General features: G+C 33.7%; 23 protein-coding genes and 1 tRNA gene. 11 read left to right on the forward strand and 13 right to left on the reverse strand.

Annotated features, from left to right (window positions below; genetic code table 11):
* Positions 1-2: 2 nt before the first annotated feature.
* The 3 genes from Q1A01_RS07025 to Q1A01_RS07035 form a co-directional block, all read right to left on the reverse strand.
* Positions 3-2,006: a PKD domain-containing protein gene (locus Q1A01_RS07025; RefSeq protein WP_299678072.1), complete on the reverse strand. Its 2,004-nt coding sequence runs from the start codon at positions 2,004-2,006 to the stop codon at positions 3-5.
* Positions 2,007-2,009: 3 nt separating this feature from the next.
* Positions 2,010-2,996, reverse strand: a complete 987-nt coding sequence (locus tag Q1A01_RS07030) for a hypothetical protein (protein WP_299678075.1) — start codon at positions 2,994-2,996, stop codon at positions 2,010-2,012.
* A gap of 142 nt (positions 2,997-3,138) precedes the next feature.
* On the reverse strand, positions 3,139-4,185 hold the full coding sequence (locus tag Q1A01_RS07035; protein ID WP_299678077.1) for a hypothetical protein: 1,047 nt from the start codon (positions 4,183-4,185) through the stop codon (positions 3,139-3,141).
* Positions 4,186-4,272: 87 nt separating this feature from the next.
* Between Q1A01_RS07035 and Q1A01_RS07040 the strand changes: the two genes are divergently transcribed.
* The 11 genes from Q1A01_RS07040 to Q1A01_RS07090 all read left to right on the forward strand — a co-directional run bounded on the left by Q1A01_RS07040 (position 4,273) and on the right by Q1A01_RS07090 (position 12,330).
* Positions 4,273-4,896: a sigma-70 family RNA polymerase sigma factor gene (locus tag Q1A01_RS07040; RefSeq protein ID WP_366520088.1), complete on the forward strand. Its 624-nt coding sequence runs from the start codon at positions 4,273-4,275 to the stop codon at positions 4,894-4,896.
* A gap of 2 nt (positions 4,897-4,898) precedes the next feature.
* On the forward strand, positions 4,899-5,633 hold the full coding sequence (locus tag Q1A01_RS07045; protein WP_299678079.1) for a hypothetical protein: 735 nt from the start codon (positions 4,899-4,901) through the stop codon (positions 5,631-5,633).
* Positions 5,634-5,677: 44 nt separating this feature from the next.
* The gene (locus Q1A01_RS07050) at positions 5,678-6,457 is read left to right on the forward strand and encodes a TatD family hydrolase (RefSeq protein WP_299678082.1); all 780 of its coding nucleotides are present in this window, start codon (positions 5,678-5,680) and stop codon (positions 6,455-6,457) included.
* Between the two features lie 73 nt (positions 6,458-6,530).
* A complete protein-coding gene (locus Q1A01_RS07055; protein WP_299678442.1) occupies positions 6,531-7,652 on the forward strand; it encodes a 1-acyl-sn-glycerol-3-phosphate acyltransferase in 1,122 nt (373 codons plus the stop codon).
* Positions 7,649-8,674 carry an asparaginase gene (locus tag Q1A01_RS07060; protein WP_299678085.1) on the forward strand — a complete coding sequence of 342 codons (1,026 nt, stop codon included), beginning with the start codon at positions 7,649-7,651 and terminating at the stop codon, positions 8,672-8,674. Before Q1A01_RS07055 ends, Q1A01_RS07060 begins: the two co-directional genes overlap by 4 nt.
* A gap of 125 nt (positions 8,675-8,799) precedes the next feature.
* Positions 8,800-8,887: transfer RNA gene (locus tag Q1A01_RS07065), tRNA-Ser, on the forward strand.
* A 227-nt stretch (positions 8,888-9,114) separates the two neighbouring features.
* Positions 9,115-9,909, forward strand: a complete 795-nt coding sequence (locus Q1A01_RS07070) for a MotA/TolQ/ExbB proton channel family protein (RefSeq protein ID WP_299678088.1) — start codon at positions 9,115-9,117, stop codon at positions 9,907-9,909.
* Between the two features lie 30 nt (positions 9,910-9,939).
* Positions 9,940-10,416: a hypothetical protein gene (locus tag Q1A01_RS07075; RefSeq protein WP_299678091.1), complete on the forward strand. Its 477-nt coding sequence runs from the start codon at positions 9,940-9,942 to the stop codon at positions 10,414-10,416.
* A 6-nt stretch (positions 10,417-10,422) separates the two neighbouring features.
* The gene (locus tag Q1A01_RS07080) at positions 10,423-11,040 is read left to right on the forward strand and encodes a biopolymer transporter ExbD (protein WP_299678094.1); all 618 of its coding nucleotides are present in this window, start codon (positions 10,423-10,425) and stop codon (positions 11,038-11,040) included.
* A 4-nt stretch (positions 11,041-11,044) separates the two neighbouring features.
* Positions 11,045-11,515, forward strand: a complete 471-nt coding sequence (locus Q1A01_RS07085) for a biopolymer transporter ExbD (RefSeq protein ID WP_299678097.1) — start codon at positions 11,045-11,047, stop codon at positions 11,513-11,515.
* 104 nt (positions 11,516-11,619) lie between these two features.
* Positions 11,620-12,330 (forward strand): porin family protein, encoded by a 711-nt coding sequence (locus Q1A01_RS07090; RefSeq protein WP_299678100.1) that lies wholly within the window; start codon positions 11,620-11,622, stop codon positions 12,328-12,330.
* 12 nt (positions 12,331-12,342) lie between these two features.
* On the opposite strand, the gene Q1A01_RS07095 is transcribed toward Q1A01_RS07090, so the two are convergent.
* From Q1A01_RS07095 to Q1A01_RS07140, 10 genes are all read right to left on the reverse strand, one after another.
* Positions 12,343-12,948: a hypothetical protein gene (locus Q1A01_RS07095; RefSeq protein ID WP_299678103.1), complete on the reverse strand. Its 606-nt coding sequence runs from the start codon at positions 12,946-12,948 to the stop codon at positions 12,343-12,345.
* Positions 12,948-14,399, reverse strand: a complete 1,452-nt coding sequence (gene rpoN, locus Q1A01_RS07100; RefSeq protein ID WP_299678106.1) for an RNA polymerase factor sigma-54 — start codon at positions 14,397-14,399, stop codon at positions 12,948-12,950. Before rpoN ends, Q1A01_RS07095 begins: the two co-directional genes overlap by 1 nt.
* A gap of 179 nt (positions 14,400-14,578) precedes the next feature.
* Positions 14,579-15,412 (reverse strand): hypothetical protein, encoded by an 834-nt coding sequence (locus tag Q1A01_RS07105; RefSeq protein ID WP_299678108.1) that lies wholly within the window; start codon positions 15,410-15,412, stop codon positions 14,579-14,581.
* Between the two features lie 98 nt (positions 15,413-15,510).
* On the reverse strand, positions 15,511-16,140 hold the full coding sequence (locus tag Q1A01_RS07110; RefSeq protein WP_299678111.1) for a response regulator transcription factor: 630 nt from the start codon (positions 16,138-16,140) through the stop codon (positions 15,511-15,513).
* Positions 16,137-16,922, reverse strand: coding sequence for an ATP-binding protein (locus Q1A01_RS07115; protein WP_299678114.1), 786 nt, complete (start codon positions 16,920-16,922; stop codon positions 16,137-16,139). Before Q1A01_RS07115 ends, Q1A01_RS07110 begins: the two co-directional genes overlap by 4 nt.
* A gap of 98 nt (positions 16,923-17,020) precedes the next feature.
* Complete coding sequence (locus tag Q1A01_RS07120; RefSeq protein ID WP_299678116.1) at positions 17,021-17,665, reverse strand: hypothetical protein; 645 nt, start codon at positions 17,663-17,665, stop codon at positions 17,021-17,023.
* Between the two features lie 24 nt (positions 17,666-17,689).
* Positions 17,690-18,337, reverse strand: coding sequence for a hypothetical protein (locus Q1A01_RS07125; RefSeq protein WP_299678117.1), 648 nt, complete (start codon positions 18,335-18,337; stop codon positions 17,690-17,692).
* Positions 18,338-18,358: 21 nt separating this feature from the next.
* Positions 18,359-19,015, reverse strand: coding sequence for a hypothetical protein (locus Q1A01_RS07130; protein WP_299678118.1), 657 nt, complete (start codon positions 19,013-19,015; stop codon positions 18,359-18,361).
* 206 nt (positions 19,016-19,221) lie between these two features.
* Entirely contained in the window at positions 19,222-20,664 is a 1,443-nt protein-coding gene (gene asnS, locus Q1A01_RS07135; RefSeq protein ID WP_299678120.1) for an asparagine--tRNA ligase, read from the reverse strand.
* A gap of 251 nt (positions 20,665-20,915) precedes the next feature.
* A complete protein-coding gene (locus Q1A01_RS07140; protein WP_299678122.1) occupies positions 20,916-23,342 on the reverse strand; it encodes an efflux RND transporter permease subunit in 2,427 nt (808 codons plus the stop codon).
* Positions 23,343-23,374 lie beyond the last annotated feature (32 nt).

Below are 23,374 nucleotides of genomic sequence, written 5' to 3' on the forward strand. Positions count from 1 at the left end.
ACTTAAAATTTCCAAATACCGTATAGTTGTACTTGTGATTGAGGCTCGTTAAAGTTATACACATATCGTATGCCTCCACTAGGTCCAATACGCGCACCTCCAAAATTTGCACCTACAAACCAACCTGCCTGAAAGTTGCCTATTCCTTTATCGCATTTGGTTTCTTGAAAAGTATCTTGGGTTTCATCTCGTATTTCTCCTTCTCCTGGAATGACTAATGAAAATTCTCCTGTTGTACGACTGTCACACTGTTGACTCAAATCTAATTTGAGTTGTGGCCCCGTTCCAAGAGCAATAAAATTATTGAGGTTATAGCGATAGGATATAGGGACAAGGTAGGTGGTGATATTTTGAGAGTCTGCTTGCTCAGTAAATCGTGTAAGGCTTTCTATACCAATGTCATTTACTTCACTTACTTCAAAATCACGTAACGTTTCAAAAGATGACGCCGAAAAGAAAAGTTCTGCTTGTAAATATCCTCGATACGATTTGAAAGGCGATATCGTTACTCCTGCAAATACCTCACGAGCATTATCTAAATTAGGATTGAAAATATATCCTGCTTTTGCACCTATAGAAATACCAGGCGTAAATCGAGTGGTACTGTAATTTGTATAGATAGGTTCGTTTTTATCAAAGTAAATGGCTGTACGACTACGTGTTTTCTTTTTATGGAAGTCTTTTCCAAACTTCATAGAATATTTTACAAACCCTTTTGTAGAGTCACGTTCTGTTACGTTTTTTTGAGCAGTTCCTGGTAAGTATATTCTCTTAAAGGTAAAGATGATTTTGTCTTTTTTGAAAATAGTGTCTAGGCATGAATAATCAACTTCACGTCCCTTCGGACAAATGCGACATAGAGGGTACATGTCTTCTACTTTCAACGTTTTTTTATCAAACATTTCAGGAGTGTCTACTTCAAGTCTGATGGTGTTTGCGGGTCCTTCACCATCATTTTGAAAGCGAACTTTAAACTTAAGTCGTTTAAACCGTACCAAGCGATAGTTCATTAACGTACCATTGGAAGACATTTTATTAGGGTCATGTGAGGTGACAATTTCCATTTCGGTGTCTTTTACCGTATGATTTTCATAGTTCTCATCAGGAACATATACACTACGTAATGTAACAATAGCACTGGTGTCTTTAATCATTTCAGGAGTGGTCTCCAGTGTTCTAAAAATATTGCGCTCTTCCCCAGGCTGCATATCTTTAAATTCAATCACCTGACTATTGCGATACAATGTTTTACACTCTTCTATAGTGTTTAAAAGGTTTGTTTTTTTTACGCTGTCGCGAAAAGATAGCTTTGGTTTTTCAAATGGAGAGCTGTCTGTAGATGTTAGATATTCTGATGAAAAATCAATACCGGTATTGGCGGTAATTAACTGTTCTTCTACTATCGTTTCGTTATGATGAATACGGGTATCTTTAAGTCTGAAGTTATCATTTTTAAAAGACTCATCATTGTAAAAGAGATATAACTTTCCGCTTGTGGTGTAATCTTTAGTATTTTTATAACTGGTGATCACCACAAGTTCTTGTTCAGGAATTGGATCGCGATTGGTTTTTATAATAAGATCTTCATCTACTTTAAATGGAGAAGTTTTAATAGAAGGACCATCATCCAAACTGGATTGGTCATTTTGATCATCTGTAATAGTGACACTTTTGGGTCTACTCGCAGGAGGCTTTCCATTTGCATAATTATTAGTACTCCATAAGCGAGCCTCGTAGTTTCCTTTTTTCTTATAAGTATGTTGGGGATTTTCTTCGTTACTATAATTTCCATCGCCAAATTCCCAGTAATACGTATAATATGCTTTTGGTGCACCAGCAATTTGATTTAGCTCAGGCATTGTTGCTCCATAGGTAACTTTATTACCAAGCACATCATAAAATATAGGAGCATTTCTTGTAAGCGTATCTTGTGTAGTTGTTTGTGAGTAACCAACAAATTTGAATACACCCATAAAGAGTAGCGATATTAAAAATCTTTTTGTCATAACTTATAGTGAGTTGATTGTGGTTATGAGTTGCTCTTCTGTAGTCTCATTTGTAGTAGTGGTTGCTCCAATAACACTTTGTGTTACACTTACTTCAGAGGTGTCTAGTTGATACATTCCGTTTAGTCTTGATACAAAAATTAATTGTCCTTGTGTGTTTATGGGGATCTCATTGTATACTTCACTAAAAACACCTAAACTTGTGTCATATTGTTCAAATAAGCTGACAGCAATCTTTTCATTTCTATAGTTAAAAAAAACATTACTATTAGTGTTATTAAACCCAGGAGGAGGCACATCATAAATAATAGTTCTCTCGTTCTGACTAGAATTAAATTGACCAATATGATACCATCCCGTTTGAGAGGTGTTGCTACTATATCCGGTACTATTATTGCCATTTGGGTCTATGATTTCAGCAGGAAATGCAATGCCTGCGTTTTCCCAAGTGACCATACACTCTATATCAGGACAGGAAGGAGAATTAAAAAGTAGTTGCTCTTGTGCGTTGTTTTCTTCTGGAATAAAAATTTGTATTTCTCCTTGTATCACGACAGGATTGCCATTAAAACGGATGTCAAAAAACAAAAGCCCTTCACTTAATGTAGGTTCTATACTTCCTGAAGTATTACGTGTGTTAGTAGATAGTTGGCAGGCAACTACATCTCCTGAACTAAACATTTCTAATAAACTTACTTCTACTTGATCATCTATAGGTGTTCCGTCTTGATTAAATAATGATTGAGCAGGAATTGAAATAGTTCCTCCTTGATTTCCTGTGATTTGTCCTCCTGCAAATCCTTGTATAGTGAATGTTTGAACTTTAGGTAATCTACAATCTAAAAGACTTGCTGTATAATCAGTACCGTCTATAGGCGCAATAGCATTTGGAGTTTCAATAAGGCCTTCTTCGCAATCGTGATCTTCAGAACAGCTAATAGTTAGGCATCCCGCCAAAATTAGCGTGCACAGAAATTGAACGTATTTCATAATATGGATTGTTAGTTAGATGCAAAAAGGGGGGTGATGTAAATGCATCTTAAATATAGGTAAAAACTATGAATGTTAATAAAAGAGACAAACCTCAAAGTCAATAAGGCTTTGAGGCTAGTCTTTATTTTATATTTTACTTTTATGGTAAAGCATTGATTAATGCTGTTAAACCTGCTTCTGTTGTTGTTTGTGTAGTAGTGATAGTTTCGATATGATCTGTTCCAATTGTGGCACTTTGAATAGCATATACATAATCACCATCTTGTACAGATACAAATATAAAATGCACTTCTAGTCCTATTGGCATTTGTCCATAGTGTTCTGTAAACATATCTAAATCGGTATCATATGTGTCAAAAAAAGCTAATGCATTTGGCTCTCCGTCATAAGAAACATATACCGCACTATTGGTTTCATTAAATCCTTCTGGAACATCTACATATACTAATGTTTTAGGATCTTCATAAGCCCACCATCTATCTAAGTTTGTCCATCCAAAGTTGGTAAGTGGTGCAAAATATGCCGAAGTCCAAGTTCCATCTGCATTTTGAATTTCTCCTCCCTGTATGTTAGCATTTTCATCTTCTTCCCATACAACATCACAATCTAATCGATCACAATCTTCCGGTAAGAAAACAGTCATTTCGGGATCGAAATCGGCTGTAGGAGCTGTTAAACCAAATGGAACTTCAACTACAAGTTGATTGTTTCCTTGAGTCACATTGATGTAAAATTCACCACCTGAGATAATAGAAACAATATCGCCATTATCTCTTTTTCCATTTGTAGGTAAGTTTTGAGTGAGCATATCTGCTCTGCTATAAATTTCTATAAATTCTATAGTAACATCTCCAGATACAGGTTCTCCCCCAAGAAATGTAAGCCCACTAGGAGGGAAGTATAATTGAGTTCCTTGTTCTCCAATAATAGTTCCTCCCGTAGTTGCATCTATAGTAAAGGTTTGAATAGCATTTTCGCGTGCTTCTATAATACTGTTTGCATATTCTAATCCTCCAAATATTTGTACAGTGTCATCCGGTAGTTCAGTTATGATATCTGCGTCGTCATTTGTTTCACAACTTACCATAAGGATAAGTGATACGATACATAAAGTGAATAATTTAATTGCTGCGAACACACTCATACTATTTTTCTGATTTGTGTCATTAATGTTTGTTGTTTTCATAATATTATTAATTTGATGTTTTGTTTTTTGTTTTACACCCTTATATCATCAGCGGTTTTATATTGTTACCCCTTTTTTGAATTTTTTTTGAAACTTTTTTTATATTTACTTGCAAATCCAGTAAATATGGGAGATTACGAGGTACATGCTGATCAGAAATATGTGAAGGCATTACTAACAAATGATACGAAATTGATTGCTGAAATCTACTCTCGTTTTGCTCCCAAAGTTGTTGGGTATATTCAGAAAAATAGTGGAGATGAATCAGCTGCTAGGGATATTATTCAAGAAGCACTTATCACTATATATGATCAAGCAAAAACAAAAGGATTAACTCTTTCCTGCCCTTTTGATGCTTACTTTTTTTTAATATGTAAACGTAAGTGGTTTAATGTGCTCAAAAAAAATAAACCAGAAGGGGTAACAATACAGGAAGAAATTACATCTATAGATGCAAACGTGCAGCAACAAGCAGATCAAACAGCCTTGCATGAAGGTAGAGCGAGCTTATTTAATCAAGTGCTCGAGCAAATGGGTGACGCCTGTAAGAAACTCTTAAAGCTTAGTTTTTCTATTAAATCAATGGAGGAAGTAGCAAAAAAGTTAGAAGTGTCTTACGCATATGCTCGAAAGAAAAAATCACTTTGTATAGGTAAACTTACTAAGATGGTGCAAGGATCTGCGCAGTACCAAACCCTTAAAAATCTATAGTCATGGACGAGAAAACCATACTACTTTTTGACGATTATCTCCAAGGAGCACTTTCTCCTGAAGCAAAAGAAAATCTTGAGTCAAGACTGGAATCAGACCCTGCTCTTAAAGATGCATTTACCATCTTTAGGGATTTAAATGGTCATTTAAGTCATCGTTTTTCTGATGAAAGAGCACACTTTAAAGATACTTTAGAAACCCTAGCAGATACGCATTTAGAAACGACCAAAACCAAGAAAAAAGAAGTGAAGGTTATTGCTTTTAAACCTTTGCGTTATCTTGTTGCAGCTTGTGTTGTACTCGTCTTTGGTACCATATTTTGGTCTCAAATGCAAGATGTGAGCTATGATGATTACTCTTTTAAAGGATCTATAGACTTGGTAGAAAGGAGTGGTGATGAGTCCGCTTTCGCGAAAGCGGAAAAAGCATTTAACAACAAGTTATATCATGAGGCTATTGTTTCTTTTGATACCATTCTGACAAACGATCCAGACAATACGCAGGTTTTATATTACAAAGGAATTGCTTCTGTAGAAATAGAAGATTATGCTGAAGCAACCGAAATTTTTACAGTGCTTAGCCAAGGAAATTCTGTTTTTAAATACAAGGCGCAATGGTATAATGCGCTCAGTTTTTTGAAACAAGGAGATACAGATCAGTGTAAGCAAATCTTGCAAGCCTTGCCTCAAGAAGCAGCAAATTATATAGAAGCACAAGAACTTCTTAAAAAACTATAAGTATTAGGTTAGGTTGTGTGCTGTGCTATTTCTATTTTTGGGCCATGCAATTTACAGATACACATACTCATTTATATAGTGAGGCATTTGATGAGGACCAAGACGTCATGATTCAACGCGCTATTGAAGCTGGAGTTACCCGCTTTTTTATTCCTGCTATTGATTCTGAATATACAGAACGTATGTATGCCTTGGAGGCGACATACCCAGATCATATGTTTTTGATGATGGGATTGCACCCTACACATGTAAAAGAAAACTATGAAGAAGAATTGGCGCATGTAGAAGCACAATTTAAACAACGATCTTTTTACGCAGTAGGAGAGATAGGGATAGACTTATATTGGGATAAAAGTACATTGGAGATACAGAAAGATGCATTTAAAAGACAAATTCAACTTGCTAAGAAATATAAATTGCCTATCGTAATACATTGCCGAGAAGCATTTGATGAGGTTTTTGAAGTATTAGAAAGTGAAAAAGGAGAGGACCTCTTTGGTATTTTTCATTGCTTTACAGGGACGAAAGAACACGCTTTGCGAGCAATAAGTTATAATTTGAAATTAGGAATAGGAGGTGTTGTTACCTTTAAAAATGGCAAAATAGATCAGTTTTTATCTGAAATCCCACTGGAACATATTGTTTTAGAAACGGATGCTCCTTATTTGAGTCCTGTCCCTTATAGAGGGAAACGTAATGAAAGTAGTTATGTAACATTAGTAGCAGAAAAATTAGCAACTATTTATCAAAAACCACTTAACGAAATTGCAGAAATTACCTCAGAAAATGCAAATGCTGTATTTATTAATGTAAAGACAATATAAACTTAGTCTATTATAATCGAGTAAACTGAAATAATTTTGCTTCTTTTGTGGCTAATAACTTAAATACATAATTATTTCCATATTTGATCACATACGACCCTATCATGATACTGAAGTAAATGAGGCATTACAGGTAGCTTCTAGACATCCTATGTTTAAAGTCCTATTGCAGTTTACATTTCCCAATGCTTCTATGCATGAGATTCAGGAGATATTATTAGGATGTCACTCTATCCATGATTTTCAAACTAATGTCATTTATAAATCAGTTCAGAATCTATTAGCAAAAAGTTCTGAAGGGTTTACTACAGCTGGATTTGATACATTAAAGCCTAATAAACCTTATTTCTACATATCTAACCACCGTGATATCGTATTAGACACTTCATTAATTAATGTAGGTTTAATAGATAATGGATTGATAACAACGGCATCAGCTATAGGAGATAATTTAGTTCAGAAAGAATTTCTGATGGCATTGTCTAAGCTGAATAGAAACTTTTTGGTGTTGCGTAATCAATCTCCAAGAGAATTGCTTAAAAGTTCTAAAGTTTTATCTGACTATATGAAGTTTTTATTGTCAGAAGGAAGATCTGTTTGGATGGCACAACGAGAAGGTCGTACAAAAGATGGTAATGATTCAACACAACAAGGCGTACTTAAGATGATTACCATGGCTAAAGGGAAAACCCCATTAATGCAATATATAAAGGAGTTAGATGTAGTTCCTATTGCTATTTCATATGAGTATGATCCTACTGATATTTTAAAGGTTCCTGAAATTGTAGCTAAACAGGAGAATGTACCGTATATAAAGACAAACAATGAAGACTTTAATAGTATTTTAAAAGGTGCATTAGGTTTTAAAAAACGGATTCACATAGAGGCGGCTCCTTTAGATCCTTCTATTTATGATCAAATAGATAGGGAAGAGCAAAGTGATAATGAAAAACTAAAACGGTTAGCTTCAGAAATAGATAATAGTATACATTGTCATTATAAATTATGGCCTTCTAATTATATCGCATATGATTTATATCATAATACAGATCAGTATGCATCTAAGTATGACGAAAAGGAATTACGTCATTTTGAAAGACGTTTAGAGCGTAGAGTAAATAAGGAAAATCAATTAGAGATTGATAGTTTTTTACTGATGTATGCAAATCCTGTAATTAACGCTGCTAAGTTATGAGTACAAAACCAAGTATACTTTTAATATACACTGGAGGTACTATAGGTATGATTAAAGATTACGAAACAGGAGCTTTAAAAGCTTTTGACTTTGATCAGTTATTACAAAATATCCCAGAACTTCGGTTATTAGATTGTGATATTAGTACATCCTCTTTTGAAACACCTATAGATTCTTCCAATATGAATCCTGAGTATTGGAATGAATTATGTGATTTGATAAGTACTAATTTTGACGCTTATCAAGGTTTTGTAGTTTTACATGGAAGTGATACGATGAGTTATACAGCATCTGCTATCAGTTTTATGCTTGAAAATTTAAATAAGCCTGTTATTTTTACGGGATCTCAATTACCAATTGGTGATTTAAGGACAGATGCAAAAGAAAATTTAATTACTGCTATTCAAATAGCGGCTTTACAAAAAAGAAATAAACCTGTCATACAGGAAGTGTGTCTTTATTTTGAATATAAGTTATATAGAGCAAATCGAACTTCAAAAGTAAGTGCAGAGCATTTTGAAGCATTTGATTCGCCTAATTACCCTCCTTTAATTACTTCAGGAGTTCATCTTTCTGTTCATGAAGAGTTGCTCTTTAAACCTAGTAGAAAGTCTTTTAAAGTGCACCAAAATCTAGTTACAGACGTGTTGCTTTTAAAGATGTATCCGGGTATTCCTAAAAGTTTAGTGTTAGCTATGCTAGCTATAAAAGAAATTAAAGGTATAGTTCTTGAGACATATGGATCAGGAAACACTACTACAGAAATGTGGTTTTTAGAAGCGCTTAAAACAGTTATAAAGAGTGGCGTGCCTGTAGTAAATGTAACACAATGTATCGCTGGAAGTGTGCAAATGGGTAATTATGAGACTAGTGTAGGACTTAAAAAAGCAGGTGTTATTAGTGGTAGGGATATCACTGTAGAAGCAGCTGTTGCAAAAATGATGTATTTATTGGGACAGAATTTAGGTCCAAAGGTCTTTAAATCAGTATATGAAACTCCTTTAAGAGGTGAGCTTACATAAATTTAAGATATATCTTTTTAGCAGGTCAGTTTTTTTTTGTTATTTGGCACTCCTTTTGAGGAAGGTATTTATAGAATGCTATATCATATATTAAAAGTTTAGATATAGGTGTCTATAACTTTTTTAGAGAGGTGGCCGAGCGGTCGAAGGCGCACGCCTGGAAAGCGTGTATACGTCAAAAGCGTATCGAGGGTTCGAATCCCTTCCTCTCTGCTTATTAAAGAATAATAAATATCCTTTATTATTAAGTTCTTACAAATAGAAACGTATTCTTGCTTTTTTTGCTAAAAGCAAGCTATTTCATTAGAAGTAAGCAAGTCTAGTGTATAGGATATGCTTACTATGAAGTATAATGAGTTTCTATCTGCTATTTTTTTAGAATTAATCTAATTAATTACTATATTTAACCCTTTACTAATTTAAATTTAAGATCAAGAGCAATGAAAAAATTATTCTCTATTATGGCAATCGCAGCTGTTGTAGCTTTAGGGACTTTTACAACTAAAGCCAGCAATGCGCAAACAACCCTTCCAGTTCAAGTACAGCAAATAGTTGCTAGTGTTGATGCAGGAGCAACATTTCAAGATGCAGATGCAGAAGAAGAACTAACTTTCACACAAGATTTAAAGAAACGTTTTATAGAAGGAGGGCCTGGATTTATGGGGATTGTTCTTTTATGTCTTATCTTAGGTTTAGCTATTGCAATAGAAAGAATTATATACTTAAACTTAGCTTCTACTAACAGTAAGAAATTAGCACAAAACGTAGAAGACGCACTTAACAGTGGTGGTGTTGAAGCAGCAAAAGAAGTTTGTCGTAATACAAAAGGACCTGTTGCATCTATATACTATCAAGGTCTTGACCGTGTAGGTGAAGGTGTTGAGGCAGCAGAAAAAGCTGTAGTTTCTTATGGAGGTGTACAAATGGGACAATTAGAGAAGAATGTTTCTTGGGTTTCATTATTTATTGCACTAGCACCAATGCTTGGTTTCATGGGAACGGTAATCGGTATGATTCAAGCATTCGATAAAATTGAAGCAGCAGGAGATATGAATCCAGCGCTTGTAGCAGGAGGTATTAAAGTAGCACTTCTTACAACAGTATTTGGACTGATTGTGGCTATTATACTTCAAATTTTCTATAATTATATTATTGCTAAAATTGACAGCATTGTAAATGATATGGAGGATTCTTCAATCACTCTAATTGATATGTTAGTGAAGCATAAAAAATAATTAGTAATACCTTAAAAACTTTAAAAAATTATGGGATTACATAAAATATTAAAAATAGTAGTAGGTGTCATTGGTATTATTGCCATGGTAATTGCTGGTATTGTTTGGACAATTGATAGTGAACCACTTCAAGAAGAAGTAAAAGCATTAGGAATCAATAATGTAGATGTACCTTCTAGTATTGGTAACTTAATGACTATCGGATATATCGTACTAGCTTTAATTTTAGTGCTAGTTGTGATTTTTGTTATAAAAGGACTTTTTAGCGGCAATGCTAAGAATGTTTTGATAGGTGTTGGTATATTCTTACTTGTAATTGCGATATCTTATTTCACAGCTTCAGATGTGATACCTGACGATATTATGAAAGCAGCTGTAAAACAAGAAATAGACCTTACTCCTAATATGATGAAATGGGTAGGAGCAGGAATCAACTCGTTTTTTATATTAGCAGCTACTGCTATTGGATTAATGGTGCTCTCAGGAGCAAAGAAACTTGTAAAATAACTTATTATGGCAAAACGCTCAGCACCCGAAATTAATGCAGGATCTATGGCAGATATTGCGTTCTTGCTTCTTATTTTCTTTCTAGTTACTACAACTATAGACAAGGATAAAGGATTAGTAAGGCAATTGCCTCCTCCATTAGATGATGAGATAGTTCCTCCAATTATCAAAGAGAAAAACTTATTTGTAGTATTAGTAAATGCAAATAATGACCTTTTGGTAGAGGACGAGCCAATGGAATTAAAAGATTTACGCCAAGCGGCTAAAGATTTCTTAGACAATGGTGGAATTCCTGCTGGTCAGGAAGGATACTGTGATTATTGTCAAGGATCTCGTAGTCCAAGTTCATCAGATAATCCAGATAAAGCCATAATCTCTATGAGTAGTGCAAGAAAAACAGATTACACTACCTATATAGCTGTTCAGAATGAATTAGGAGCAGCTTATAATGAGCTTAGAGATAGAGAGTCGCAACGACTTTTTGGATGGAAATATACAGAAGTTAAAGCTGCAATTGCGGCCGGAAACTATGAAGGAAATGAAGAAAAAGCTAAAGAAAAATTAAAAGAGGTTAGAGCACTGATTCCTTTTAAACTTTCTGAAGCAGAACCTCAAAGTAATTAATACTATGTCTAAATTTAAAAAGAAAAAAGGAGGAGAACTTCCTCCTGTGAATACAGCTTCATTACCTGATATCGTATTTATGTTACTGTTTTTCTTTATGGTGGCTACTGTACTTAGAAAAAATGATCTTAAAGTTCTAAATCAATTGCCTCCGGCAAATCAAGTTGAAAAGCTGGATAAACAAAGAACAGTTTTTGTATTTATTGGTAAACCAGGTCCTAATTATAAAGGGAAATCTAGGGAAGCTATTGTACAAATCGGTGATCGAATTGTAGATGTAAGTGAAGTGAAATCAGCTGTTCTTCAGGAAGTTCAAACAAAACTTGATGAAAATTTACAGAGCTCAGCTATTGTTGCTTTGAAAATTGATAAAAATGCAGAAGCAGGATTGGTGTACGATGTAAAACAAGAATTACGTGAAGCCAATTTACCTAAGATTGTATTCATTACAACAAATGGTGAGTCAGTTGAATAAACTCAAATTTTATAATTAGTAAAAAAACGCCTTGAGAAATCAAGGCGTTTTTTTATGTTTTTATCAGGAATCATTTCTTGTATCTTTGTTATAAATCAAATCTTGTGAGATATCCTTCTTTTTATTTACTACTTTTTTTACTATTTGGACAAACAGTGTTGAGTCAAGAAGATATTAAAGAATATATGTATACTGGGATTGATTCTTTGTATAGAGAAGATCAAGTGTATATTGGTGTTACTTTTAATTTGTTGTCTAATAAACCTGATGCAGTATCTCAAAATGGACTTAGTGGAAGCTTACAATTAGGTTTTATACGTGATATGCCTTTTAATAAGAGGCGAAATAAAGCTATAGGTGTTGGTTTGGGAGTGTCTATAGATACCTTTAATCAAGACCTCTTTATAGGCGAAGAAAACGACGGAAATACAACTATATTTTCGGCAATACCTGAAGATATAAATGCCGATAAAAATAGATTTACTTTTTACACATTAGAAATGCCTATTCAGTATAGATGGAGAACATCTACACCAACAAAATATGCTTTTTGGCGTATTCACACAGGGGTGCAATTAGGATATATCTTTAGATTTAAATCTACATTTATACAGGAAGGTAACGAAGTCAATCAGACAGATCTACCTGAATTAAATAAATTACAATACGGTTTAACTTTTGCTTTTGGTTATGGGGCATTTAATTTTCAGGCGTATTATGGTTTAAATACGTTATTTAATGACGATGCTATCATTAATGAAGAGATGGTAAATTTACAAGTGGTCCGTTTAGGACTTCAGTTTTATTTCCTATAAGATAATTGATTGCTATAACCAATACTTAAATGACATGAGTTGTGGTAAGGATCCTACAAAAAAACCAATAATTAATTCTCGGTAGGTATGTGCTTTTGCATCTAATCGAGAGGTTGCAGTACCGCCACATCCTATAATTAAAAATGCAATAAGTAGGAGTAAGTTTTGATTAAAATGAATACTTAATCCTATTATAAATGCAACTAAGCCAGATATGCCTATCATATGTAAGCTTGTTTTAAAATTAAATAGGGCTAATATTAGTGCGGCAAGACTTGATCCTAAAATTCCTACAAAGAAAAAATGAAGTTCGGGAATTTCATAGCCTTTAAAAACAATTTGAATTAATAAAAATGTAAAGAGTAACTGCATTAATAATGGATAACGACGTTCTTTTACATTCTTTAAATTTATGTCTGATACCAAATTCAAATTTTTAAGCATATAATAACTTAAAATAGGAATAATAATAGTCATGATTGTTGTGGCAAACAATTTTGAAAAAAGGAATGACGTATTAAAAAACCTAGGTGATATTTTAAAGTAAAGAAGTACACCAGCTATTGGCATAAACAGCGGATGGAAAATATAAGATAGACTTCGAATGATATATTTCATTAGATTCTTTTACGGAGCCTCGCAACAGGTAAATCTAATTGTTCTCTATACTTTGCAACAGTACGTCTAGCGATAGGATATCCTTTTTCTTTTAAGATACCCGCTAGTTTATCATCAGTGAGGGGTTTTTTCTTGTCTTCCTCTTCGATAACAGTTTCTAATATTTTTTTAATTTCACGTGTAGATACCTCTTCTCCTTGATCATTGGTCATACTCTCACTAAAGAACTCTTTAATAAGCTTTGTGCCATAAGGTGTATCTACATACTTACTATTGGCGACACGAGAAACAGTTGATACGTCCATTTCGATTTCGTTTGCAATGTCTTTTAATATCATAGGACGTAAGCTACGTTCGTCGCCAGTCAGGAAGTACTCTTTTTGATAATACATGATAGCACTCATGGTAACAAATAATGTCTGTTGGCGTTGTAAAATAGCTTCTATAAACCATTTTGCAGCATCTAGTTTCTGTTTTATAAATAAAACAGCATCTTTCTGTGCTTTTGTTTTTTCTTTAGAAGCTTTGTAGCCTTTGAGCATATTGCTGTAATCTCTGGAAACTCTTAGTTCAGGAGCATTACGACCATTCAAGCTAAGTTCAAGTTCTCCTTCTACAATACGTATAGTAAAATCTGGGACTACATGCTCTACAATTTTTGTATTACTAGCGTAAGAGCCTCCAGGTTTTGGATTTAAATGCTCTATTTCTTGTATAGCGTCTTTTAATTCTTCTTCAGAGATAGAGAATTTAGACATTAATTTTTTGTAATGTTTTTTGCTAAAATGATCAAAAGATTTTTCAAGAATGTCTATCGCAAGTTCTATGGACTTCGTGGGTGTTTTTCGCGAAAGCTGTAAAACTAAACACTCTTCTAGATTACGAGCTGCAACTCCAGAAGGATCTAGTTCTTGAACAGTATAGAGTACTTCTTCTATTTTTTCTTCAGTGGTATACACGTTTTGGGTAAACGCAAGATCATCCATTAGATCTTCAAGCGATCTTCTTAGGTATCCGCTTTCGTCCAAACTACCTATAATGAATTCTGCAATATCACGTTCTTCTTGTGATAAACGAAATGTATTAAGTTGTGTTTTTAAGTATTGATTAAATGAAGTGCCAGAAGCATAAGGTACCTGTTTGTCTTCATCATCTATGCTATAGTTATTGGCACTCAAGCGATAGTCAGGAATCTCATCGTCACTTAGATATTCATCTACATTGATTTCGGTTTCGATAGTATCATTTCCAAAATCGTCTTCTGTATTGCTGAACTCATCAAACTCATCTTTAATTTCCTCTTTTCCACTATCTAAAGCAGGATTCTCTTCAAGTTCCTGTTTTATTTTTTGTTCAAAAGCTTGGGTAGGCAATTGAATCAATTTCATCAACTGTATTTGTTGAGGAGATAGCTTTTGAGAGAGTTTAAAATTAAGTTGTTGTTTCAGCATATAACAAAAATAAGCAAAAGGAAGAATATCATCGCTTTATATTTTGTTATAGAAAAAGGAATTACTGAAGCTATTGAAAAAAATAAAGAGAATATGCTTATTTAAAATACCATAGGTTGCCTATAATATTTTAAATAAGCATATTCAATTATAATTTGTATGTAGATGTTATTTAGTATTTATAGATCGCCCCCTCCACAAGGAGGTTCCGCTACACAACACATCCAAAAAGGCGATTCGCAATACTCTGCACACCCACCACAATTAGAATGTGGTGGTGGTGGACGTCTTCCTCCATGGTCAAAAGCTCGTCCGCTGGTCTCAATATCATTACTATTGTCAATTATAAGATTTCCATTTTTGTCCTTTGCTATAAGTATTGTTATAATTTCTTGTTGTTTGTTTATACCTAAAAATAAAGCAATAGATTTAGAGTCTTTTGTATTTAATATACGTTGAATTACCGGTTTGCCAAATCCAATTCTTTCTACTCTAACCGTTTGCTTTGTAAAACCTTTCTCAAAACTATCATAATTATAAGCATTATTCATGGAAAATATATAGTTGTAGGCATCTTCGTTAGATATAATGTGAGATTCCTTAGAATTGTAACCAGTTTCAGCACCTTTTGTTTGTTGTAAGATATCGATATTTGTAATGTTCCTTGTTGTAGGTATGATCTCAGAAGTTATTTCTCCGTGATTAGTTAAATCTTTTTTGTTAAAACCTCTAGCAGAAAAAGTGATTTGATTTTTAGTATTTAATCCTAAGTCAAACCATACATAGGTTACTTCTTCTTGAGCAATAAGTTTAGAAAGCTGTGTTGCATCAAATTCATAGTGAGAGATGCTTTGTTGGTTGGTAATAATCTCATTAGTTAGCGTTGCTGTTTTCCATTCACTACGTTGCAATGTTAGATCAGCGACGGCATTTTCTGGCGTGACAGTAGTATCTTCAGAACACGATACAAATAGTAGCCCCAAGAAATAAATGGGTCTTAGTAATTTTCTCATAATTTATTGATTATAAATGGTTAATATTTCTATTAAGATAGTAAAAAAGTATAGGGAAAATGTTTTAAATGTGTTTTCTAATATTTTGAGAATTAAATCTAAGGCTTAAATAATCCATGCTTAATCGCATAAATGACCAATCCTGTTCTATTTTTTAAATTTAGTTTAGAAAACACACTGTCTCTATAACCTTGTACCGTTTTTGGGCTCAAAAACATACGGTCTGCGATTTCATTGTACGTCATTTCAGTACAGGCATGTTTTATGAATTCGAGTTCTCGCTCTTTAAGGGTAAGCGAACTCTCCTCGTGTAGACTTCGTACTAAGATTTGAGCGACGGTATTGGTATGATAAAATCCTTGACTCATTAATTCTTTAAGTGCACTTTCTAAAACCGACTTTTCGGTGTCTTTTAGAAGGTATCCTTTGGCTCCTGCTCGTAGCATTTTTAAGATGGTGCGTTCTTCTTCCTCTACAGATAGTGCTAGTACTTTTATGTTAGGGTGGTGTTCTTTGAGATAGGCGGTGGTTTCAATACCATCCATAATAGGCATGTTGACATCCATGAGGACAATGTCTGGGCGTTTGTTTTCAAAAACGAGTTGGTCCACAAGTTCTTGTCCGTTTTTACAGGTGTATAACACTTCAAAATCTTCAAAAGAATTTACAAGTCCGCTGATGGCTTGTGAGAGCAATGTATGGTCGTCTACTACTACAAGTTTGTTCATGTCATATCATTTTTTGATGTGTATGAGAGGTGCATTTCTGTACCATCTCCTTCTTTTGACGAAACTTCAATCGTAGCGCCAATCAGTTTTCCTCTAGACTCTATATTTGAAAGTCCTATTCCTTTTTTCGCTTTCGCGAAAGCTATATCAAACCCAATCCCGTTGTCTTTAGCTTTGATATCCACACTATTTTCTGTATAACTAATACAAACATCTAAATGACTAGCCTTAGAATGTTTAATCGTATTCGTAAAAAACTCCTGAAATATTCTAAAAATAATAGAACCTATTTTTTTATCTATTTCAATAGGAATTCCCGTTACCTCTAAAGTTGTAGTCAGATATTCCATGCGTTTAAAACGATCTAACTCTAGCTCTAAGGCCTCTATAAGCGTCATGTTTTTAAGCGCTTCAGGGTTAATGAGTTTAGATAAAGCACGTATTTCTGTAAGCCCTTTCCCTATAGTTGCTGCGGCTTCATCTAGTTGTGTTTGATCACCGCCAGAATTTTGTGTTTGTATTTTAGCCAAGGTTAATAGCTGTCCAATATTATCATGCAATTCCCAACTAATATTTCGTAAGGTCTCTTCTCGTATTTCTATTTGTGATTCAGCAATTTCCCGTTCAAATCGCTTTTGAGAGTCTTGTTGTTCTATCAAAAGCTCGTTTTTACGTCTGATAAATACCGAGAATAATACAGCGCCAACTATTAAAAACAATAATAGAATAGTAATTACTACTAATATTAATATAACTGTACTGTTCTCTTGGGGTTGCGCCATGCATTATGTCATTTGTGAAATTTAATTTTTGCTCTAATGGATTTTATTAAAAATGCGACTACCACTTATAGTAATCGCATTTTAAAATAATCTATATGTTAATTGTCGTCTGATTCATCTCCATAATCTGTTGTGATAGTAGATGGAGGCGGTCTTTTTCCTCCATGATTACCTGCGAGACTTTTTATTTCGTTTGCAGTTATTTCTTTGTTTTTAATTAGTTTTAACACTTCTCCTACTGGAACAGCTCTAGATTCCCCATTTTTTTTCTTTTGTATTGCGTAGGAAACAGATTCGCTATCAGTATTAAAAGTAGCCATAGGGTTTAAGAAAAGTGTTTCAGCACCTGCATTTTGATTTTTTATTTCAAATGATAATTTACCATTATTATCGGGGTATTTAGAGAAATAAAACCCTAGACTTTCAATATTAACACCGGCATTAAGACTTTCTTGTTCAATATATGTTATGTATTGTTTTAGTGTTTGAAAATCTAACATAAAAGTTCTAGTCGCCTGATAAGAATTTAAAGATGATTTTTTTATTAAATTTTCTTCTAAAAATTTTGCTCTTTCAGCACCATATTCTTGATACATTATATTTGCATCTGTTACAGGAATGATGTTTTTAGGAGGAAGTGTTGTAATACTGTTTGCGGTTTCATTAACTATAGAGTTATCTTCCTCGCAACTTAAAAATAATGCTAAACAGCAAATGATAAATAATAATGGATTTAATTTCATAAAATTTTGTTTTAATGATTTCTACTAAGTTTCATCTATTCTTTCAGATATAATAAAGCCTAAGATAAAAATTATATTTTGTATTATAATAAATGTGTTATGTATAACTGAAAGATTATCAAGTACTTCTTTTGAGAAATATTCATAATTAGTAAAGATGAGATTGATTGGTAAATAGACTATCCAAAAGATCAAGTTTCCTATTAAAAACCAAACGGTTAGATTCTTATGTAAAAATGTTATGTTTTGACTTTTTAATAATTCAATTGCATAATACATAATACCTAGAAATGATATCAAGCCACCAATGAAATATGATATAGTATAATAATCTACAATAATGGTTTTGTATTTATATACTATTTCTATACCTTGGATAAGAGCATAGATGAAGAATAGAATATTTATGATTTTAAGCCTTTTTTTATCTTTTATTGCATTCTTTAAAATCCAATAGATTAAAGTAAATAAAACAATACGTCTTATATTATATAAATATCCTGTGTCTTTTTCGAGAATTTCACCTATATAATTTCCAAGGAATTCATTAGCGATTGTATACCATAAGAAGTAACAAATATATTTAAGAAAACTGTTTTTATATTTATAAAAGTAAATAGATGAAACAATAGCCGTTATAATTTGTATTATATCAAAAATGCTAAGTGTCATCTATTTACTAATTAATTTATATTATTCGAAATCTTCGTCATCACCAGATTTTGGAGGAGGTCTTCTATGACCTTCATTTCCAGCTAAACTAGTAACATCATCTTGAACTAATACTAAATTTGCTTTTCCAGGTGTTTTAAGTTTACCATTTTTGATTTTAAGATAATACTCTTGTAATTGTCCTACTGGAACCGCTGTAGGGTTTCCGTTTTGATTTTGAATAGCAAAAGCTACTTCATTTCCATCTTTTTTCATCGTTGGATTAAAGAATACCGTTTCAGCGTTTGGATGTGGTGAATTTTCCGTGTCATACTGCCCTAAATACACACGAATACCCATGATGTCAGTATTTGCTTCTTTTGCTTCTTGTTCTACATAATCTAAATACTGTCTTAATTCTTTGTAATTAAACGTAAGGGAACGTGTTGCTTGGTAGTCGTCTACTTCTCCTACTTCTTCGTTTTCGTGAGTTTCTATTAGTTTTACTCTATTCTCACCATAATTTTGATATAGGGCAATGGCTTCATCAAGCTCTATAGCCATATCTGGTCTTTCTACGACAACAATTGTTGGTGGTCCAGAATTACCATCATCTTCATTATTTGTGTGATCTCCTTTACAATCAACAAGCAAAAGGCTCATCATTGTAAACGGAATCATAAGATGTAAAAGTTTCATAATTGTTTTTGGTTTTTGTGGTTATGAATGTGATTTTTGTAAGTTACAATGATACGTGTAGTAATTGCAAAAAAAAAGGGGCGAAAGCCCCTTTTTTTTTGCAATTACTAAACTAATAGTCTTTATTCAGAAAAGTTTAGAATATGTTTTAGATACTGAAGCAAGTGTTTGAAAATTAAATATTTGGATATAGTATCGTTTGATGATTAAAATTCAGCATGGCCAGGAAAACGAGGATAAGGAATCACATCTCTAATATTAGTCATACCTGTTGCAAAGAGTACTAAACGTTCAAAACCGAGGCCAAAACCACTATGAATACAGGTTCCAAATTTACGAGTGTCTAGGTACCACCATAACTCTTCTTCAGGAATATCTAAAGCAGCCATTTTTTCTTTAAGCACATCCAAACGTTCTTCTCGTTGTGATCCACCTACAATTTCTCCAATACCAGGAAATAAAATATCCATAGCACGTACCGTTTTTCCATCTTCATTTAAACGCATGTAAAATGCTTTGATGTTTGCAGGGTAATCAAAGAGAATCACAGGGCATTCAAAATGCTTTTCTACAAGATAACGCTCATGCTCACTTTGTAAATCAGCACCCCATTCATCTATGATGTATTTGAATTTCTTTTTCTTGTTTGGTTTACTGTTACGTAATATCGCAATCGCTTCTGTATAGCTTACACGCTTGAAGTTGTTGTTCATCACAAACGCTAGTTTCTCACGTAATAACATGCTAGCGCGCTCTGCTTGTGGTTTCTTTTTGTCTTCTTCAATAAGGCGATTTTCTAGGAATTCTAAATCATCTTGACAATGTTCTAATACGTATCCGATGACATATTTAATAAAATCTTCTGCAAGATCCATGTTGGCATCTAGATCATTAAAAGCAACCTCAGGCTCAATCATCCAAAACTCAGCAAGATGACGTGAGGTATTGCTGTTTTCAGCTCTAAATGTAGGACCAAATGTATACACCTTTCCTAATCCTAAAGCATAGGTTTCGGCTTCTAGTTGTCCAGAAACTGTTAGATTGGTTTCTTTTCCAAAAAAGTCTTGACTGTAATCAATGCTTCCATCTTCTTTTTTAGGAGGATTATTAAGATCCAGTCCTGTTACTTGAAACATTTCTCCAGCACCTTCTGCATCACTCCCTGTAATCATAGGTGTGTGTGCTTGGAAAAAACCATTTTCATTAAAATATTGATGAACTGCAAATGACAGTTTAGAGCGCATTCTCATAATAGCCCCAAAAGTATTGGTACGTACACGTAAGTGTGCTTGCTCACGCAATTTTTCTAAAGTATGGCGTTTAGGAGATAAAATGGTAAGTTTTACTTCTTCTGGATCGGCATCTCCTTCTATTTCTATAGATTTTACCTTGATCTCTACACGTTGTCCAGCTCCTTGACTCTCTTCAAGAACTCCAGTTACTACAATAGCGGCACCTGTATTAATGCGATTTAAGAGCGCGTCGTCCATATTCTCATAGTCTACGACGCATTGTATGTTTTTAATGGTAGAACCATCATTAAGTGCAATAAATTGATTAGCTCTAAAAGAGCGTACCCATCCTTTTACAGTGAACTCCTGATGTATAGCATCACTTGCTAAAAGATCAATAATAGAGATATAGGTCATGGTATTTTAATTTTTAATCCCGTCTTGGGATTGATTCCTTCGGTGTTTTAGACCGATACTTACTTATATTTCAAATCATTCCTTTACTATAAAGGGTTTAATTTGCGAACCGCAAATATAAATGATGTTTTGAAAATGACAGCCTACTTTGTTAAGGGAATACTGTTTTTTGATTCGAATTTTACTTTATACGCTTTCGCGAAAGCGTAAACAGGAACATTTATCAAATTAGAATATGCTTTATAAGTCGTTTAGCTTGTGGTATTCTCTTCGGAAGGGTCGTTTTTTGTCTCCTGCTCTTCGTTTAATTCTGTGATGATTTGCAATGCAGGTTCTTTGAGTGTTTTCTTGTTGGCAATACTGCGTTCCAACGAAAGTAATAGGGAAGGGAGGAGCAATAGGTTGGCTAACATAGCAAATAATAGTGTAGCGCTTACCAAACCTCCTAAAGCAACAGTTCCTCCAAAACTACTAATCATAAAAACAGAGAACCCAAAGAATAATACGATGGATGTATAGAACATGCTGACCCCGGTTTCGCGTAAGGATGCATACACAGATTTTTTAATTTTCCACCTGCTAGCGCGTAATTCTTGCCTGTATTTTGCTAAGAAATGTATAGTGTCATCTACAGATATTCCAAATGCAATACTAAATACTAATATGGTAGATGGTTTTATAGGGATGCCTATAAAGCCCATCATTCCTGCAGTGACTAATAACGGTAATAAATTAGGTATGAGAGATACAAGAATCATTTTAAATGATCGGAACATCCATGCCATAAATAGGGCAATAAGGAGAATAGCAAGTGATAAACTAATGACTAAATTGTTTACTAAATAGTTGGTTCCTTTTTGAAATACAAGTGCTTTTCCAGTTAGCGTCACTTCATAACGTTCTTCTGGAAATAGTGTTTTAATTTTTGCTCTTAAATTTTCTTCGGCACGTTCCATTTTATCAGTGCCAATGTCTTTCATAAAGGTTGTGATACGTGCATATTGCCCAGTACTATCTACATAGGCTCCCATGAGGTTGGTTTGCTCTGAAAAACTACTGGTATATGGTAGGATAAAATTACGTTCGTTACTACTCGGTAATTGATAGTATTTTGGAGAGCCATTATAATAGGCTTGTTTTGCATACTTTACTAAGTTGACTATAGAGACAGGCTTCGATAGCTCTGGTTGTTCTTCTATTACCTGACTTAGTTCATCCATACGTTTTAAAGTAGCCAGCTTCATGACTCCTTTTTTACGTTTAGTGTCTATTAAGATTTCTAAAGGCATGATGCCATCAAACTCTTCTTCAAAAAACTTAATGTCTTGAAAAAAAGCAGTTTTTTTAGGCATATCTTCTATGAGACTTCCAGAAATACGTATTTGATTGATACCTATCATGCTTGCCGTTAATAAGATGATGCTCACAATGTAAATGGCTATACGATGGTTTCTCACCATACGTTCCATCCAATTTACAAATCCTTCAATCCAATTTTTGCCTAAATGTTTTAAATGTTTCTCTTTTGGAGGAGGCATATAACTGTATATGATAGGAATGATTAATAAGGATAATAAGAATATTCCTATGATATTGATACTTGCAACAACCCCAAACTCTTTTAATAAAGAGCTCTCCGTAAGAATGAATGTAGCAAATCCTGAAGCCGTTGTAATATTGGTCATCAGTGTGGCATTTCCAACCTTCGTAATTACACGTTGTAATGCTTTTATCTTATTACCATGCATCTTGTATTCATGCTGGTACTTATTAATTAAAAAGATGCAATTTGGAATTCCAATAACGATAATAAGAGGTGGTATAAGCGCTGTAAGCACCGTGATTTCATATCTAAGTAATCCTAAGAATCCAAAAGCCCACATAACTCCAATAATTACGGTAATCATAGAAATAAAGGTGGCTCTATACGATCTAAAGAAGAAAAAGAATATTAATGAAGTCACTAATAAAGCGGCTCCTACAAATAAACCTATCTCATCTATAATATTTTGAGAATTAAGTGTGCGTATGTAGGGCATCCCACTTGTACGAACTTTAATGCCTGATGCTGACTCAAAATTTGCTATTAATGGTACAAGATCATTAACAATAAAATCTCTTCGCGCTGGGGTGTTTACAATTGCTTTATCTAGATAGATAGCAGATCGTACCGTACCCGTTTCTTTATTGTAAATTAAGTTTTCGTAAAACGGCAGGTCATTAAATAACTGCTTTCTATAATCTGACGCTTGTTTTGTAGAAGTTACACTATCTGTAATAAATGATTTTAAATCAAATCGAGCAGGATTCTCTTGTTTGTCAAGTAATTTAAGATCTTTTAGAGAGATGGATAAGGTAACCTCTTCATACTGATCTATTTTTTCAGATAGACTGTTCCAAGCATTTAGAACGGATGGTGTAAATAAACTATCATTTTTGATTCCTATAACAATAAGATTTCCTTCTTCGCCAAATTTATCAAGGAATGTATTGTATTCTAAGTTGACTTCATGATCATCAGGAAGTAGGTTTGCTTCTGTGTAGGTAAATCGCATGTGTGTCCACTGCATTCCTAATAAAATAGTAGCACCGATAACAAGTATAAGAATGAGAAGTTTATTGCGCAGAATAATGCCTGCAATGCTCTCCCAAAATCCTGAACTTAAAAACTTGGCCATTATCGCTGTTTACTACCGCAAAGGTATTCTTT

The sequence above is a fragment of the uncultured Dokdonia sp. genome (genome assembly GCF_947492815.1).
Taxonomy (GTDB): Bacteria; Bacteroidota; Bacteroidia; order Flavobacteriales; family Flavobacteriaceae; genus Dokdonia.

Coding starts and splice junctions, on each gene's coding strand:
- Q1A01_RS07130 (WP_299678118.1), bottom strand. CDS start 19,015: ATGAAACTTTTACATCTTATGATTCCGTTTACAATGATGAGCCTTTTG.
- Q1A01_RS07120 (WP_299678116.1), bottom strand. CDS start 17,665: ATGAAATTAAATCCATTATTATTTATCATTTGCTGTTTAGCATTATTT.
- Q1A01_RS07125 (WP_299678117.1), bottom strand. CDS start 18,337: ATGACACTTAGCATTTTTGATATAATACAAATTATAACGGCTATTGTT.
- Q1A01_RS07105 (WP_299678108.1), bottom strand. CDS start 15,412: ATGAGAAAATTACTAAGACCCATTTATTTCTTGGGGCTACTATTTGTA.
- Q1A01_RS07095 (WP_299678103.1), bottom strand. CDS start 12,948: ATGAAATATATCATTCGAAGTCTATCTTATATTTTCCATCCGCTGTTT.
- Q1A01_RS07110 (WP_299678111.1), bottom strand. CDS start 16,140: ATGAACAAACTTGTAGTAGTAGACGACCATACATTGCTCTCACAAGCC.
- Q1A01_RS07140 (WP_299678122.1), bottom strand. CDS start 23,342: ATGGCCAAGTTTTTAAGTTCAGGATTTTGGGAGAGCATTGCAGGCATT.
- Q1A01_RS07115 (WP_299678114.1), bottom strand. CDS start 16,922: ATGGCGCAACCCCAAGAGAACAGTACAGTTATATTAATATTAGTAGTA.
- Q1A01_RS07085 (WP_299678097.1), top strand. CDS start 11,045: ATGTCTAAATTTAAAAAGAAAAAAGGAGGAGAACTTCCTCCTGTGAAT.
- Q1A01_RS07035 (WP_299678077.1), bottom strand. CDS start 4,185: ATGAAAACAACAAACATTAATGACACAAATCAGAAAAATAGTATGAGT.
- Q1A01_RS07050 (WP_299678082.1), top strand. CDS start 5,678: ATGCAATTTACAGATACACATACTCATTTATATAGTGAGGCATTTGAT.
- Q1A01_RS07045 (WP_299678079.1), top strand. CDS start 4,899: ATGGACGAGAAAACCATACTACTTTTTGACGATTATCTCCAAGGAGCA.
- Q1A01_RS07070 (WP_299678088.1), top strand. CDS start 9,115: ATGAAAAAATTATTCTCTATTATGGCAATCGCAGCTGTTGTAGCTTTA.
- Q1A01_RS07075 (WP_299678091.1), top strand. CDS start 9,940: ATGGGATTACATAAAATATTAAAAATAGTAGTAGGTGTCATTGGTATT.
- Q1A01_RS07025 (WP_299678072.1), bottom strand. CDS start 2,006: ATGACAAAAAGATTTTTAATATCGCTACTCTTTATGGGTGTATTCAAA.
- Q1A01_RS07080 (WP_299678094.1), top strand. CDS start 10,423: ATGGCAAAACGCTCAGCACCCGAAATTAATGCAGGATCTATGGCAGAT.
- Q1A01_RS07030 (WP_299678075.1), bottom strand. CDS start 2,996: ATGAAATACGTTCAATTTCTGTGCACGCTAATTTTGGCGGGATGCCTA.
- rpoN (WP_299678106.1), bottom strand. CDS start 14,399: ATGCTGAAACAACAACTTAATTTTAAACTCTCTCAAAAGCTATCTCCT.
- Q1A01_RS07060 (WP_299678085.1), top strand. CDS start 7,649: ATGAGTACAAAACCAAGTATACTTTTAATATACACTGGAGGTACTATA.
- asnS (WP_299678120.1), bottom strand. CDS start 20,664: ATGACCTATATCTCTATTATTGATCTTTTAGCAAGTGATGCTATACAT.